Raw genomic sequence first — 15,372 nt, 5'->3', positions numbered from 1 at the left:
CCCGATATCCCGCATCGCGGGATATCGACCTGACCCGCCTGTCGTCTCCTGCGGGATGGCAGGCGGTCCTTTCATACGGATCAGGGATCATGCAGCCTGACAATTCCCATGTTCTCTCGGCGACGGGGATCGACAAGATCTTTCCGGGCGCCAGGGCGTTGAACCGCGTCGATTTCTCCCTCCGGCGCGGCGAAGTGCATGCGCTGCTCGGCGAGAACGGCGCAGGCAAGTCGACGCTCGTCAAATGCCTGACCGGCGCCTATCGCCGCGACGGCGGACGCATCCTCATCGACGGCGTGGACGCCGATCCGCAGAGCACGCTGGAGGCGCAGAACCTCGGCATCGGCACGGTCTACCAGGAGGTGAATCTCCTGCCGAACCTCACCGTCGCCGAAAACCTCTTCCTCGGCCGCCAGCCGAAGCACTTCGGCCTCGTCAACGCCCGCGAGATGAACCGCCGCGCCAGGGCGCTGCTGGCCGAATACGAACTCGACATCGATGTCGCCGCCGAGCTTGCCGCTTATTCCGTGGCGGTGCAGCAGGTGGTCGCCATCGCCCGGGCTGTCGACCTCTCCGGCAAGGTGCTGATCCTCGATGAGCCGACTGCCAGCCTCGACGCCCACGAGGTTGCGATGCTGTTCCGCATCGTGCGCCGCCTGAAGGAACGGGGCCTCGGCATCATCTTCATCACCCACTTCCTCGAACAGGTCTACGAGATTTCCGACCGCATCACCGTGCTGCGCAACGGCCAGCTCGTCGGCACGCGCGAGACGGCGGAGCTTTCGCGCCGCGAGCTGATCGCCATGATGCTCGGCCGCGAGCTGGTGCAGGAAGTCGCCGCCGAGCACGGCGCGAAGAGCGAGGCTGGGGAGGTGCGCTTCCGCTTCCGCGGCTTCGGCCGCAAGGGCCATATCCAGCCCTTCGACCTCGATGTGCGCGCCGGCGAGGTCGTCGGCATCGCCGGCCTGCTCGGCTCGGGTCGCACGGAGACGGCGGAAATCCTCTTCGGCGCCGAGCGCGCCGACAGCGGCACGGCGGAGGCGGACGGGCGCGCGCTCGACCTCACCTCGCCGCGCGCCGCCATCCGCGAAAAATTCGGCTTCTGTCCGGAAGACCGCAAGGTCGACGGCATTATCGGCGACCTCTCGGTGCGCGAGAACATCGCGCTGGCGCTCCAGGCGCGGCGGGGCTGGGCGCGGCCGATCAGCCGCAGCGAGCAGGACCGGCTCGCCGACGACTATATCAAGGCGCTCGACATCCGCACCAGCGACCGGGAAAAGCCGATCAAGCTGCTCTCCGGCGGCAACCAGCAGAAGGCGATCCTCGCCCGCTGGCTCGCCACCAACCCGGATTTCCTGATCCTCGACGAGCCGACGCGCGGCATCGACGTCGGCGCCCATGCGGAGATCATCCGTCTCATCGAATCCCTCTGCGAGAAAGGCATGTCGCTGATCGTGATCTCCTCCGAACTCGAAGAGCTCGTCGCCTATTCGAGCCGCGTCATCGTGCTGCGCGACCGGGCGCATGTGGCCGAACTGACCGGCGAGAAGGTTACGACTGAGGGCATCGTCGAAGCCATCGCAGCCGGCGGGAGGGCGGACGCATGACCTCGACGCTGAAAGCCTATGCCCTGCGCCTCTTTCCGCAGGTCGCCGCGCTCGCCGTGATCCTGCTCATGGTCTCCATCGCCTTTCCCGGTTTCTTCCGACTCGAAATGCAGAACGGCCGGCTTTACGGCAGCCTGATCGATATCCTCAACCGCGGCGCGCCCGTGGCGCTGCTCGCCATCGGCATGACGGTCGTCATCGCCACCAAGGGCATCGACCTTTCGGTCGGCGCAGTCATGGCGATCTGCGGGGCGGTCGCCGCCGCCTGCATCACCTCGGGCTACGGGCTCGTGGCGACGCTGCTCGTCACGCTCGGCACCGGTATTCTCTGCGGCCTGTGGAACGGCATCCTCGTCGCCGTGCTCGATATCCAGCCGATCATCGCGACGCTGGTGCTGATGGTCGCCGGACGCGGCATCGCGCAGCTCATCACCGAGGGGGCGATCCTCACCTTCAACGATCCGGGGCTGATCTTCATCGGCGGCGGTTCGTTCCTCGGCCTGCCGATGCCCGTCGTCATCTGGATCGCCTTCGGCATCGTCGTGGCGCTGCTGGTCCGCCGCACGGCGCTCGGCATGCTGATCGAGGCGCTCGGCGTCAACCGCCGCGCCTCCATGCTCTCGGGCGTCTCGACCGGCGTGCTCTTGATCGCCGCCTATGTGCTGTCGGGCCTGTGCGCCGCCATCGCCGGCATCATCGCGGCGGCGGACATTCGCGGGGCGGATGCCAACAATGCCGGTCTATGGCTGGAGCTGGATGCGATCCTCGCGGTCGTCGTCGGCGGCACGTCGCTGCTCGGCGGGCGCTTCTCCATCGCCGCCTCGCTGCTCGGCGCGCTGATCATCCAGTCGATCAACACGGGCATCCTGCTCTCTGGGTTCCCGCCCGAATTCAACCTCATCATCAAGGCGGCGATCATCGTGCTGATCCTGGTCATCCAGTCGCCGCGCGCCCAGACGGCCTTCGCCTTCCTCTCCCGCCCGGGGGCCGGAGAGAAGAAGACGGAACAGGAGGCGAAATGAACCCGCGCTACCTTCCGCTCACCGCCACGGTCGCGATCTTCCTCATCGCCTATGCCGTCTGCATCGCGCAGTATCCCAACATGCTGTCGACGCGGGTGATCGGCAACCTCCTGACCGACAATGCCTTCCTCGGCATCGCCGCCGTCGGCATGACCTTCGTGATCCTGTCGGGCGGCATCGACCTGTCCATCGGCGCGGTCATCGCCTTCACCGGCGTCTTCCTCGCCGTGCTGCTGCAGGCGACGTCCATCCACCCGCTTGTCGCCTTCGCATTGGCGCTGATCATAACCACGGCCTTCGGCGCGCTGATGGGGGCGATCATCCATCACCTCGAAATGCCGCCCTTCATCGTCACGCTGGCCGGCATGTTCCTGGCGCGCGGCATGGCCTTCGTGCTGTCCATCGATTCCATCCCGATCAAGCACCCCTTCTACGGGACCCTGAAGGGCCTCTACTACAAGCTGCCCGGCGGCGGGCGCATCACGCTGATCGGCGGGCTGATGCTCGTCGTCTTCGCGGCCGGCATCCTTATCGCGCACCGCACCCGCTTCGGCGCCAATGTCTATGCGCTCGGCGGCGGCACGGCGACGGCGCGGCTGATGGGCGTGCCGATCGCGGGCACGACGATCGGCATCTATGCGCTCTCGGGCTTCCTTGCGGGCCTGTCGGGCATCGTCTTCTCGCTCTACACCTCGGCCGGCTATTCGCTGGCGACGGTGGGCGTCGAGCTCGACGCCATCGCGGCCGTCGTCATCGGCGGCACGCTGCTGACGGGCGGCTCCGGCTTCGTCGCGGGCACGCTGGTCGGCATCCTCATCCAGGGCCTGATCCAGACCTACATCACCTTCGACGGCTCGCTGTCGAGCTGGTGGACGAAGATCCTCATCGGCCTGCTGCTCTTCGCCTTCATCCTGCTGCAGAAGGGGCTGATCCACTTCACGGGCCGGCGCAGGCGCTACGCCTGACGCCGTCCGCTCAGGCGGTTTTCAGCACGTCCTCCAGCGCCTCCAGCAGCATGTCGGCATTCTCGCGCGAGAAGACGAGCGGCGGGCGGATCTTCAGTACATTGGCGCGCGGGCCGGAGGCGCTGATCAGCACGCGGCGGCGGCGAAGGCCGTTGACGATGCGCGTCGTCAGCGCCGCATCTGCCTGCTTCGTTGCCGGATCGGACACGATCTCGACGCCGACGAAGAGGCCGGAGCCGCGCACGTCGCCGATGGCGGGATGGCTGCGGGCGAGGGTCCTGAGGCCCTCCATCAGGTGGTTGCCGACCTCCAGCGCGTTCTGCTGCAGGTCCTCGATGCGGATCGTGTCGAGCACCGCCTTGCCGGCGGCCGCGGCGACGGGATTGCCGCCGAAGGTGTTGAAGTAGCGGGCGCGGGGGCCGAACTCGGCGATCACCTCGGGGCGCAGCACGATGCCGGCCATCGGATAGCCGTTGCCCATCGGCTTGCCGATCGTCACCATGTCGGGCGCAACGCCGTGCCGCTCGAAGCCCCACATCGCTTCGCCAGTGCGGCCGAAGCCCGGCTGAACCTCGTCGGCGACGAAGAGGCCGCCGGCGGCATGGATCGCATCGACCGCCGGCTTCAGGAAGCCTTTCGGTCCGGCGAAGATGCCGTCGCTGGAGAAGATCGTGTCGGTGATCAGCATGGCCGGCCTGATGCCGTGGCGCTTGAGATCGGCGATGGCGGCTTCGACCTCGCGGCCGAACTTCTCCATCATCTCCCCGGGCGAATGGCGGTAGCTGTCCGGCGCCGGCACGGTGCGCACATGCGGGCCGAGCGTCACGGATTCGCCGAGCGAGGGTGAGAATTCCGCCACCGCGCTCGTCAGGCCGTGATAGGCAAGCTCCGTCGCGATGATACCGGTGCCGCCGGTGACGAAGCGGGCGATGCGCACGGCAAGGTCGTTCGCCTCGCTGCCGGTGCAGGTGAACATCGCCTGGCTGAGCGCGTCCGGGAAGGTCGCCGTCAGTGTCTCGGCATAGTCGACGATGCCTTCGTGCAGGTAGCGGGTGTGGGTGTTGAGCACGGCGGTCTGCGCCGTGATCGCCTCCACCACGCGCGGATGGCAATGACCGACCGAGGCGACATTGTTGTAGGCGTCGAGATATTTCTCGCCCGATGCGTCATGGAGAAAGACGCCTTCGCCGCGCACCAGATGCAGCGGCTCCTCGTAGAACAGGCGATAGGCGGGGCCGAGCACCTTTTCGCGCCGCGCGATCAGCGCCTTGTCCGCCTCGCCCAGTCGTTCGAAATCCTCACGCGAGAACGCGTTCACCATCGACATGATTTCAAGCCTCCACAAGATGGGGCGCCAGCCGCTTGAGCCCGGCCGGCGTCAGGTCCGATATGTTGTGCAGCCCCGCCCAGGCGGCGGCGTGGTTGCGCATGATGTAGCTGCTGTTCTCGGGAAAGCGCGCCGAGCGCCATTCCGCGATGATGATCGACATGGCGAGCCGGGCGCGGATCAGCGTCGGCAGGAGCGCGGCCTCCGCCGGCTGGAGCGGCCGGGCGGAAAGGTAGCCTTCGAGGAAGGCGCCCGCACGCTCGGCCCAGTCGGGTGTGAAGAGATGGTAGGAGATCGCCACCGCGAGATCGTTGACGAGCGGCGCCTCGACCATGTCGCCGAAATCGATGATGCCCGCGACGCGCTCGGGTGCGGCCGGATCGACCAGGATATTGTGCGGGTTGAAGTCGTTATGGATGATCTGCCGGCGCTCCAGCGCGGAGAAGGCCGGCAGCATGCGCAGGAATTCCTCCAGCACCGCCTCGACCCGCGCCTGCCGCTCGGGCGCGACGGAATCCACCACCGCGGCAAGGTCGAGCGTGTGCGAGATGTCCCACATCAGCTTGCCCGCCGGCGGGCGGCCGGCATAGCCGGAAAGACCGAGGCCGAGCGCGCCGAGCGCACGGCCGATATGCCGGCTCTGGTTCGTCGAGGGCGGCGTGCGGTACTGCAATTCACCGGGCAGGAAGGTCAGGAGGCGCACGATGCGCGGCCCCTCGTGGGTGGCGATCCGGTGGCTCGTTCCGCCCGAGCGGGTCGGCACCAGCCGCGGCACGGGAACGGCGGGGGCGTGGCGGGCAAGATGCAGCAGCGCGCCGTCCTGGAAGGCGAGCGCCGCCGGGTCCTCGGCGGGGTTGGCGATCTTCAGCGTGTAGCGCGTGCCGTCCGTCGCGGTGAAGAGGAAGGTCTCGTCGCGCTCGCTGGAAAGCCGCCCGACCGTGCCGGCGATGCCGTAGATATCGCCGGTGAGCGCGGCGGCATCCGAAAGTTCGGTCTTGCTGAAGGCGGCGGACATCGCATCGCCGCCGTTTGCCGGGGCCGGGAAGGGCGTTTCCTGCGTCATCGTGGTTCCCCGGAACAGGCCTGCTTTCCCACTGCGAAACGCTCCGTCTTCTGGCTCGAATGTTAATCCGGGCGCGGGCATCGCGCACTTTACCGGAATTGCCCATGTTTGACCCGATGCGACGGTTGAAACAAGCGGAAAAAGATGCATCAAGTATCGTATCATTGATTTTTGTCAGAGCCGGCGATGCCCGAATTCGAAACGCTCGATCATTCCAACCTGAACAGCACGATCTACGGCGCGTTGTGCGATGCGTTGATCCAGGGCCGTTTCCAGCCCGGCGACCGGCTGAAGATCCGCGATCTCGCCGAGCAGTTCGGCACCAGCGTCACGCCCATCCGCGACGCGATCCTGAAGCTCGCCAACGACGAGGCGATCACCTTCCGCTCGCCGCGCGACATCCGCATCCCCGCCATGAGCGAAGCGCGCTACCGCGAGATCCGGTCGATCCGCGTGCGGCTGGAGGGGCTGGCGGCCGAGACGGCCGCGCAGGTCGCCACCTCCGCCGACATCGCCGCGCTGGAGGCGATCCTGCGCGAGAACGAGGCCGCTCTTGCCTGCGGCGACGGACTGAAAGGGGCCGAGCTCAACCAGATGTTCCACTTCATGCTGCCGAAGATCGCCGGCCTTCCGGTGCTCAACGGCATCCTGCGCCGGCTCTGGCTCCAGATGGGGCCGCTGATCTCGGATGCCTATCTGCCGGGCGGGCGGGCGATGATCGACCATCACTATCCCGTCGTCGAAGCATTGAAACGTCACGACCCGGCCGCCGCCTCCATGGCCATCGTCGACGACATCCTCCTCGGCGGGAAACCGTTGCTGGAGCGCATCGAGAAGGGGGCGCGGAAGGCCTGATCGCCTCCACCTTTCGTCGAGGCTTGCATTTCGCCCGCCGCGCATTACGATGTATCAAGCATCAACGGAGAAGTCCCGCATGACCGAAGAACGCCCCACCATGCTGCTGACGGGGGCAAGCCGCGGGATCGGACATGCGACGGTCAAGCTCTTCCAGTCGAAGGGCTGGCGCATCCTCACCGTGTCGCGCCAGGCTTTCTCCGAGGAATGCGCCTGGCCCTCCGCCCGCGAGAGCCATATCCAGGCCGACCTCGCCGACCTTTCCCAGATCGACCGCCTCGCCGCCACGGTGCGCGAGCGCCTGCCCTCCGGCAGGCTGCACGCGCTGGTCAACAATGCCGGCATCTCGCCGAAGGGACCGGACAGGAGCAGGCTCGGCGTCGCCGACACGACGGCGGATGTCTGGACCCATGTGCTCAACGTCAACCTCGTCTCGACCGCGCTGATCGCCCGCGCGCTGCTGCCGGAACTGGAGGCCGCCAAGGGCTCGATCGTCAACGTCACCTCCATCGCCGGCTCGCGCGTCCACCCCTTCGCTGGTGTCGCCTATGCCGCTTCCAAGGCCGCGCTCGCGGCGCTGACGCGGGAAATGGCGCACGAATTCGGCAAGCGCGGCGTGCGCGCCAACGCCATCGCCCCCGGCGAGATCGAGACCTCGATCCTCTCGCCCGGCACGGACGAGCTGGTCGCCGCCGAAGTGCCGATGGGCCGGCTCGGCGAGCCGCGCGAGGTCGCCGAGACCATCTATTTCCTGTGCACCGGCCAGTCGTCCTACATCAACGGCGCCGAGATCCATATCAACGGAGGCCAGCACGTCTGACGGCGCAAGAAAGCCATTGACCGGGACGGGCGGGAATGCCTGAATTGGCTCGATAGAAAATCAAAGGGAACGAGGCGCCTGCCGCGGTGCGAACATCGCGCGAAGGCCTCCGGCCCGGGAGGGGCTGCCGTCTTCGACGGACCGTTCGGGACCGGTGATCGGGCCGGTCCGAAAAAACGAAAAAAGGGGAGTACGATGAGCATGAAGACCAAGAGCATGAGGAAGGGCATTCTGACGGCGGCCGTGCTGGCGCTTTCGGCGGGGCTTGCCACGCCGGCATTCGCGCGCGACCTCACCGTCGTCTCCTGGGGCGGCAACTACCAGGACGGCCAGCGCGAAATCTACTTCAAGCCCTTCGCGGAAAAGACCGGCAAGCCGGTGCTGGACGAGGCGTGGGACGGCGGCATCGGCGTGCTGCAATCCAAGGTGAAGGCCGGTGCGCCGAACTGGGACGCCGTGCAGGTCGAGGCGGAAGAGCTGGCGCTCGGCTGTGCCGACGGCCTTTACGAGAAGATCGACTGGGACAAGATGGGCGGCAAGGACAGGTTCCTCGATTCGGCCGTCAACGATTGCGGCGTCGGCGCCATCGTCTGGTCCACCGCAATCGCCTATGACGGCGACAAGCTGAAGGAAGGCCCGACCTCCTGGGCCGACTTCTGGAACGTCGAGAAATTCCCCGGCAAGCGCTCGCTGCGCAAGGGGCCGAAATACACGCTCGAATTCGCCCTTCTGGCCGACGGCGTGTCGAAGGACGAGGTCTACGACGTGCTGGCGACCGACGAGGGCGTCGACCGTGCGTTCAAGAAGCTCGACGAATTGAAGCCGAACATCGTCTGGTGGGAATCGGGCGCGCAGCCGCTCCAGTTCCTCGCCTCCGGCGAAGTCGCCATGACCTCGGCCTATAACGGTCGCATCACCGGCATCAACCGCACCGAGGGCAAGAACTTCAAGGTCGTCTGGCCGGGCAGCATCTATGCCGTCGACAGCTGGGTCGTGCTGAAGGACGCCGAGAACAAGGATGCCGCGCAGGACTTCATCGCCTTCGCCAGCGAGCCGGACAACCAGGCCAAGCTCCCGCAATATGTCGCCTACGGCCTTCCCGTGAAGGAAGCCGCCGCCAAGGTGCCGCCGGAGCTTGCCAAGGACCTGCCGACCGAGCCGGCGAACATGACCGACGCGCTCTCGCTCGACATCGATTTCTGGATCGACAATTCCGAGGCGCTGACCCAGCGGTTCAACGCCTGGCTCGCCCAGTAAGTCTGCTGCAATTCCGGGGGGGCGGCTTTCCGTGCCCCCGGACGCCGCACGCGCGAGGGAGCACCCGTTGGCCGAATTCATCCGCTTCGACCGCATAACGAAATTCTACGGCGCGCTCTGCGTCGTCGAGAATCTCGACCTTTCCATTGCCAAGGGCGAGTTCGTCAGCCTGCTGGGCCCTTCCGGCTCGGGCAAGACGACGCTTTTGATGATGCTCGCCGGCTTCGAACAGCCGACATCCGGCGCGATCCTCGTTGACGGCCAGGCCGTCAATGACGTGCCGACCCATCGGCGCGACATGGGCGTCGTCTTCCAGAGCTATGCGCTCTTCCCGCACATGACCGTCGGCGAGAACATCGCCTTTCCGTTGCAGATGCGCGGGCTGGGCAAGGCCGAGATCGCCGAGCGTGTGACCCGCGCCCTCGACATGGTGCAGCTTTCCACCATGCGCGAGCGCCGGCCGAGCCAGCTTTCCGGCGGCCAGCAGCAGCGCGTGGCGCTTGCCCGCGCCCTCGTCTTCGAGCCGCGCGTCGTGCTGATGGACGAGCCGCTCGGCGCGCTCGACAAGCAGTTGCGCGAGCAGATGCAGCTCGACATCCGCGACCTGCACCGCCGCCTCGGGCTCACCATCGTCTTCGTCACCCATGACCAGTCCGAGGCGCTGACCATGTCGGACCGGGTCGCCGTCTTCAACAAGGGCAGGATCGAGCAGATCGGCACGCCGCGGCAGGTCTATGACGAGCCGGCCACCCGCTTCGTCGCCGAGTTCATCGGCGAAACTAATCTTCTGGAGGGCGTCGTCGCGCGCGTTGCGGGAGGCGAGGCCGCCGTGCGGCTCGGTTCCGGCGCGGAAATCCTTGCCGCGGCCCCGGCGGAGGTTTCCGCCGGCCAGCCCGTCTTCCTCTCCGTCCGTCCCGAGCGGATCGACCTTGCCGAAACGGCGAACGGGGCGAACAATTGCCTGGAGACCGAGGTCGCTGATTCCGTCTACCAGGGCGATCACCTGCGCGTGCAGCTTGCCGCCGGCAGCCATCCGCTGATCGCCAAACTCGGCCGCCGCTCGCGCGAATTCACGCCCGGCACCAAGGTCTTCGCCGCCTTCTCGGCCGGCGATTGCCGCGTCATCCTGCCGCCGGGGCAGGCGTCATGAGCGCCGGGCGCGCCCGCGCGGGGCGTTCGTTCCTGCTGATCGCGCCGCTCGTCGCCTTTCTCGTCGCCTTCTTCGTCTGGCCGCTGTTCAGCATGATGTCGCAGTCGGTTTCCGATACGGCGGTGCTGCGCCTCCTGCCGCAGAGCGCCGAGGTGCTGGCCGGCTGGGACCGCAAGTCGCCGCCGACGCCGGAAATGCAGGCGGCGCTGATCGCCGACCTCAAGGCGGTGGACGACCAGCAGGCGCTCGGCGACATGGTGCGCCGCCTCAACAGCGCCCGTTCGGGCTTCCGCACGCTGATGTCGAAGACGACGGCGGCGCTCGCCGATCCCGCCGGCCCGCCGGCCGATCTCGTCTCGGTCGACAAGCGCTGGGGCAAGCCCGAATTCTGGCTCGCCATCGCCGATGCGCTCTCGCCGCTCACCGACCGCAACCTTCTGGCCGCCGTCGATCTCGGCCGCAATGCCGACGGCCATATCGAGCAGCTTCCGCCGGACCAGTCGGTCAACAGGGTGATCCTGGTTCGCACCTTCTGGATATCGGCGCTCGTCACCTTCGCCTGCATGTGCATCGGCTATCCCTATGCCATCATCGCCGCCTCGCTGACCGGCTGGAAGCGCGACCTGATGCTCGCCGCCGTGCTGCTGCCGCTGTGGACCTCGCTTCTGGTGCGCACCGCCGCCTGGTTCATCCTCCTGCAGGAAAAGGGCCTCATCAACGACCTCCTGCAATGGCTCGGGCTCACGAGCGCGCCGCTGCCGCTGATCTTCAACCGCACCGGCGTCATCATCGCCATGACCCATGTGCTGCTGCCCTTCATGGTGCTGCCGATCTATTCGGTGCTGATCACCATTCCGAAGAACCTGATGCCGGCGGCCGCCTCGCTCGGCGCGCCGCCGCTGCGCGCCTTCCTGCGCGTGCTCCTGCCGCTCAGCCTGCGCGGCGTCGCCTCCGGCGGCCTCCTCGTCTTCATCTCGGCCATCGGTTACTACATCACGCCCGCGCTGATCGGCGGGCCGGGCGACCAGATGATCTCCTCGATCATCGCCTTCTACGCCACGGGCTCGGCCAACTGGGGCATGGCCGGCGCGCTCGGCGTCGTGCTGCTCATCGCGACGCTCGCGCTCTATACCGTCTATGCCCGGCTTTCGGCCGACGAGCCGGGGAGGCGCTGACGATGCCGATGCGCCTTGCCCGTCTCACCTTCGCGACGCTCGCCATCCTCTTCCTGGTGGCCCCGCTCGTCGCCATCCTGCCGCTCGCCTTCACCTCGAGCGTCATCCTTACCTATCCGGTGCCCGCCTGGTCGATGCGCTGGTTCACGGAGCTCTTCACCGCCGATGCCTGGCAGCGGGCGATCGTCAACAGCCTGATCGTCGGCACGGGCACGACGCTGCTCGCCACGACGCTCGGCACGGCGGCCTCGCTCGGCCTGCGCAACCGGACGCTCTTCATGCGCGGCACCTTCCGCACGCTCTTCCTCTTGCCGATGGTCGTGCCGGCCGTGGTGCTCGGCGTCGGCATGCAGGTGCTGCTCGCCCGCTTCGGCCTCACCAACAGCTATGCCGGGGTCATCATCGCGCATACCGTCGTCGCCGTGCCCTTCGTGGTGGTCAGCGTCACCGGGGCGCTTGCCGGCATCGACGGGCGGGTGGAGCTTGCGGCGGAAAGCCTCGGCGCATCGCCGGTCACGGTCTTCCGCCGGGTGACGCTGCCGCTCGCCATGCCGGGCGTGCTGTCGGGCGCGGTGCTCGCCTTCGCCACCTCGCTCGACGAGGTGGTGCTGACGCTCTTCGTCGCCGGCCCCAATCAGCGCACGCTCGCCCGGCAGATGTTCTCCAGCATCCGCGAGAATATCAGCCCGGCCATCGCCGCGGCGGCCTTCCTCTTCATCGCCGCGACGATCCTCATCGGCCTTGCCGTGGTGCTGTCCCGCTCCATGCTGGCGCGGCGCAGGTGAAACCGCCGCCCTATCTGCGGGCGGCGGCCTCCATGTTGTCGGTATAGTACTGGTCGTAGAGGTCGCGGTACTTTTCCGCCGCGCCCGCGTCGCTGTAGCGGGCAAGGGCGGCCATGTCCGTCTTGTTGAGCACGACGCCGAGCGTCTTCGCCTCGATGCGGTGCTCGGCGGCAAGCAGGTCGCGCACGAGGTTCGACGGCGTCTTGCCCCATTCCACGACGAAGAGAAAGCCGTCCGCCAGCGGCTCGAAGGCCTTGGCGTCGACGACTGGGCCGACGGGGGCGAGGTCGACGATCACGTAGTCGAACGCCTGCCGCGCCTCGTCCAGCAATTGCTTCATGGCTGGCGAGCTGATCAGCTCGTTGCCGTCGTGGCGGCGGGCTGCGTCCTTGCCGAGCGCGATGGGCAGGATGGTGAGCTGCGAGCGCCGGTCGGTCTTGACCGCCTGCGTCCAGGGGATTTCGCCGCTCACCGCCTCGATGAGGCCGATCTGCGGGGCGGGTTTCATCATGGCGCTGAGGCCCGGCCGGCGCACGTCGGCATCGATCAGCAGCGTGCGCTTGCCGCTGATGGCGAGAAGCGCGGCGAAATTGGTGGCGACCGTCGACTTGCCCTCGCCGGGCAGCGCCGAGGTGACGCCAATCACCCGGCTTTCGCGGCCGGTCAGCATGGTCTCGCTGGTCAGCTTGGCGTTGCGCAGGGTTTCGGCGAAGGCCGAGCGTGGCGCGTCGAGCACGATGCGCGTCATGCGTTCCAGCGGTATATCCTCTTCCGCCTCGCCGGGGGCGGGCTCGGCCTTCACCGCCTTCGCGCCGATCATGGCGGGCTTGCGCTTCTTCTGCCCGCCGACGAGCGGCAGGTAGCCGAGCGGCTTCAGGCCGAGGATCGTGCGCACGTCGTTCTCCAGCCGGAAGGCGCGCTCGCGCAGCTCCTGCACGAAGGTCAGCGCCCCGCCGGCCATGAGGCCGAGCACCAGCGACAGGCCGAGCACCAGCGTCTTCTTCGGGCTCGACGGCGCGGTCGGCACGCCGGCATCGGAGATCACCCGCGCCTTGGCGATGGGGAAGGACTGTTTCTGCGAGGCCTGCTCGAAGCGGCTGAGATAGGATTCGGAAAGCGCCTTGAGGGCCGTCGCCTTCTGCTCCAGCTCGCGCAGGCGCACGGAAGAGCGGTTGGCCACGGCATTGCTGCCGGCGACCTTGTCGATGTTCTCGCGCAGCGACGTTTCCCGCGAGCGGGCGACCTCGTATTCGTTGCGGTAGCTGGCGGTGAGCTGCTGGAGCTCGCGGTAGATCTGCCCGGCAAGGTCTTCCTTCTCGGCCCTGAGGGCTGCCGCCTGCGGATGGTCCGCGCCGAAATTCTGCGTGATGTCCTGCGCGCGCTTGACGACGGAATTGTAGCGCTCGCGCAGCTCCTGAAGCACCGAGCCGCCCGCCTGCTGTGTCGGGATCGAGGCGTTGTCGACGGCCTTGTCCGGTCCCTGCTCGACGATGGCCTTGAACTGGGCATAGCGCGCCGAGGCGCTTGCGGCATCCGCCTGCGCCAGGATGAGCTGGCTGTTGAGGTCGGCGAGCTGCTGCTCGGACATCAGTTCGCCGCGCGCCGTGGTGAGGCCATTTTCGCTGCGGTAGCGCTCGACTTCCAGCGCGGCGTCCTGCGCGCGGGCCTGGATATCGGTGAGGCGCTCCTGCAGCCATGTCGAGGCCTGCTCCGTCGCGGTGAAATTGGCGCTGAGCTGGTCTTCGAAGAAGGCTTCGGCATAGCGTTTGGTGATCGCGGCGGCGAGCTGCGGGTCGGTCGAGCGGAAGGAGACGGCGAGCACGGCGCTGCGGCCGGCGCGCTCCACCGTCAGGGATTGCTGCAACGTGGCGGCGGCCTTCTCGCGCCGCCCGTTCGCCAGCGCCTCTTCCGGGACGTCCGGGCCGGAGGATGTCAGCGCCTTCGCCCAGCCCTTGACCATGGCGACGGGCGATTGCGGCGGGTTGAGAATGGTCTCGTTGTCGGAAAGCTTCAGGTCATCGACGACGCGCAGCGCCAGCCGGCCGGATTTCAGGATCTCGGCGGCGCTCGATATGCGCATGTCGATCTGCTGGCTGCTCTGCGGCGAGGGCTCGCTCTCCTCGGCATAGCGCGACAGGTCCTCGTCGAGCAGGATCTGCGTCTGCGAGGTATAGACGGGCGTCGCGAACAGGAGATAGGCGACGCCGAGCGCGACGGCGAGCGCCACCGAAAGCCCGATCAGCCGGGCCCGGCGGACGAGGATCGCCAGCAGGCGGTTGAGGTCGATGAAGGAATCGGAAGGGTCCGGTTCCCGTCGCAGGATGCTGCTGTGCGGTACGGTGCGTTGATGCATGGGGCTCCGTTCTGCCTTTCGGCGCAATGAAAAGCTTTCCTCCCCGGATGCGGCCCCGGACCGGAACCGGCCCGGAGCCACGGGATTATGCCGCGCGAATCCGGCCCTCGTGCGACAAGACCATGTCGCGCAGGGATTCGTAGACGGCCGCGCCGATATCCGGGCGGGCGAGCGCGAAGGCGACATTGGCCTCGATGAAGCCGTGCTTCGAGCCGCAATCGTAGGTCCGTCCCTCATAGGGATGGGCGTGGAAGGGCTGCGTCTCGGAGAGCTTCAGCATGCTGTCGGTGAGCTGGATCTCGTTGCCCGCGCCGCGCTTCTGGCGGGCGAGATGGCCGAAGACTTCCGGCTGGAGGATGTAGCGGCCGTTGAGGAAAAGGTTGGACGGGGCTTCGCCCGCCTTCGGCTTCTCCACCATATGGGTGACGGCAAAGCCGTGGCGCACGGCCGCGCCCTTGCCGACGATGCCGTATTGCGACGCCTCCTCCGGCGCGCATTGCTCGACGCCGACGACATTGCCGCCGACTTCATCATAGAGCTCCATCAGGCCCGCCATGCAGCCGCGCGTGCCGAAGGAGATCATGTCCGGCAGGAGCAGCGCGAAGGGCTCGTCGCCGATGAGGTCGCGGGCGCACCAGACGGCATGGCCGAGGCCGAGCGGCGCCTGCTGGCGCGTGAAGCTTACCGAGCCGGCAGCCGGGAGCAACTCGCTGAGTTCGCTCACCTTGTCGTCCTTGCCGGATTTCTCCAGCGAGGCGACGAGTTCCGGCGTATCGTCGAAATGGTCCTCGATGACCTGCTTGTTGCGGCTGGTGACGAAGACGACATGCTCGATGCCGGCCTCGCGCGCCTCGTCGAGGGCATATTGCACGACGGGCCGGTCGACGATGGTCAGCATTTCCTTGGGCATGGCCTTGGTGGCGGGCAGGAAGCGGGTTCCGTTGCCGGCGACGGGGATGACGGCCTTGCGGACGGTCTTGGTTCGCACCATGG

Annotated in this window: 13 protein-coding genes; 9 read left to right on the top strand and 4 right to left on the bottom strand. The window is 67.4% G+C overall.

Going from position 1 to position 15,372, the window contains the following annotated elements:
• Positions 1-89 precede the first annotated feature (89 nt).
• Genes ytfR through yjfF form a run of 3 tightly spaced genes read left to right on the top strand, consistent with a single transcriptional unit; the run spans position 90 to position 3,594 of the window.
• Positions 90-1,607, top strand: coding sequence for a galactofuranose ABC transporter, ATP-binding protein YtfR (gene ytfR / locus ACZ48C_RS22175; protein ID WP_464782994.1), 1,518 nt, complete (start codon positions 90-92; stop codon positions 1,605-1,607).
• Complete coding sequence (locus ACZ48C_RS22170) at positions 1,604-2,629, top strand: ABC transporter permease (RefSeq protein WP_464782993.1); 1,026 nt, start codon at positions 1,604-1,606, stop codon at positions 2,627-2,629. The genes ytfR and ACZ48C_RS22170 overlap by 4 nt, the downstream gene beginning before the upstream one ends.
• Positions 2,626-3,594 (top strand): galactofuranose ABC transporter, permease protein YjfF, encoded by a 969-nt coding sequence (gene yjfF / locus ACZ48C_RS22165; RefSeq protein ID WP_464782992.1) that lies wholly within the window; start codon positions 2,626-2,628, stop codon positions 3,592-3,594. Before ACZ48C_RS22170 ends, yjfF begins: the two co-directional genes overlap by 4 nt.
• A 10-nt stretch (positions 3,595-3,604) precedes the next feature.
• On the opposite strand, the gene ACZ48C_RS22160 is transcribed toward yjfF, so the two are convergent.
• Both ACZ48C_RS22160 and ACZ48C_RS22155 read right to left on the bottom strand, forming a co-directional pair.
• Positions 3,605-4,921, bottom strand: coding sequence for an aspartate aminotransferase family protein (locus tag ACZ48C_RS22160; protein WP_464782991.1), 1,317 nt, complete (start codon positions 4,919-4,921; stop codon positions 3,605-3,607).
• Positions 4,922-4,925: 4 nt separating this feature from the next.
• Positions 4,926-5,984, bottom strand: a complete 1,059-nt coding sequence (locus ACZ48C_RS22155) for a phosphotransferase (RefSeq protein WP_464782990.1) — start codon at positions 5,982-5,984, stop codon at positions 4,926-4,928.
• A 186-nt stretch (positions 5,985-6,170) separates the two neighbouring features.
• Here ACZ48C_RS22155 and ACZ48C_RS22150 point away from each other — a divergent pair, with 186 nt between their 5' ends.
• The 6 genes from ACZ48C_RS22150 (at position 6,171) to ACZ48C_RS22125 (ending at position 12,026) form a co-directional block, all read left to right on the top strand.
• Positions 6,171-6,839: a GntR family transcriptional regulator gene (locus ACZ48C_RS22150; RefSeq protein ID WP_460928027.1), complete on the top strand. Its 669-nt coding sequence runs from the start codon at positions 6,171-6,173 to the stop codon at positions 6,837-6,839.
• Between the two features lie 79 nt (positions 6,840-6,918).
• Entirely contained in the window at positions 6,919-7,659 is a 741-nt protein-coding gene (locus ACZ48C_RS22145) for an SDR family NAD(P)-dependent oxidoreductase (RefSeq protein WP_162911252.1), read from the top strand.
• Positions 7,660-7,875: 216 nt separating this feature from the next.
• Entirely contained in the window at positions 7,876-8,916 is a 1,041-nt protein-coding gene (locus ACZ48C_RS22140) for an ABC transporter substrate-binding protein (protein WP_464783972.1), read from the top strand.
• 67 nt (positions 8,917-8,983) lie between these two features.
• The gene (locus tag ACZ48C_RS22135; protein WP_119255175.1) at positions 8,984-10,066 is read left to right on the top strand and encodes an ABC transporter ATP-binding protein; all 1,083 of its coding nucleotides are present in this window, start codon (positions 8,984-8,986) and stop codon (positions 10,064-10,066) included.
• Positions 10,063-11,241, top strand: a complete 1,179-nt coding sequence (locus ACZ48C_RS22130; RefSeq protein ID WP_464782989.1) for an ABC transporter permease — start codon at positions 10,063-10,065, stop codon at positions 11,239-11,241. The genes ACZ48C_RS22135 and ACZ48C_RS22130 overlap by 4 nt, the downstream gene beginning before the upstream one ends.
• Positions 11,242-11,243: 2 nt before the next feature.
• Positions 11,244-12,026 (top strand): ABC transporter permease, encoded by a 783-nt coding sequence (locus ACZ48C_RS22125; RefSeq protein WP_119255173.1) that lies wholly within the window; start codon positions 11,244-11,246, stop codon positions 12,024-12,026.
• Positions 12,027-12,036: 10 nt separating this feature from the next.
• On the opposite strand, the gene ACZ48C_RS22120 is transcribed toward ACZ48C_RS22125, so the two are convergent.
• Complete coding sequence (locus ACZ48C_RS22120) at positions 12,037-14,379, bottom strand: polysaccharide biosynthesis tyrosine autokinase (protein ID WP_464782988.1); 2,343 nt, start codon at positions 14,377-14,379, stop codon at positions 12,037-12,039.
• 85 nt (positions 14,380-14,464) lie between these two features.
• On the bottom strand, positions 14,465-15,370 hold the full coding sequence (locus ACZ48C_RS22115; protein WP_454632867.1) for a UTP--glucose-1-phosphate uridylyltransferase: 906 nt from the start codon (positions 15,368-15,370) through the stop codon (positions 14,465-14,467).
• Positions 15,371-15,372 lie beyond the last annotated feature (2 nt).

The sequence above is a fragment of the Shinella sp. 1A1 genome (assembly GCF_055379515.1).
The sequence above is the reverse complement of the archived record's forward strand: the minus strand, read 5'-3'. Positions and strand labels throughout refer to the sequence as shown.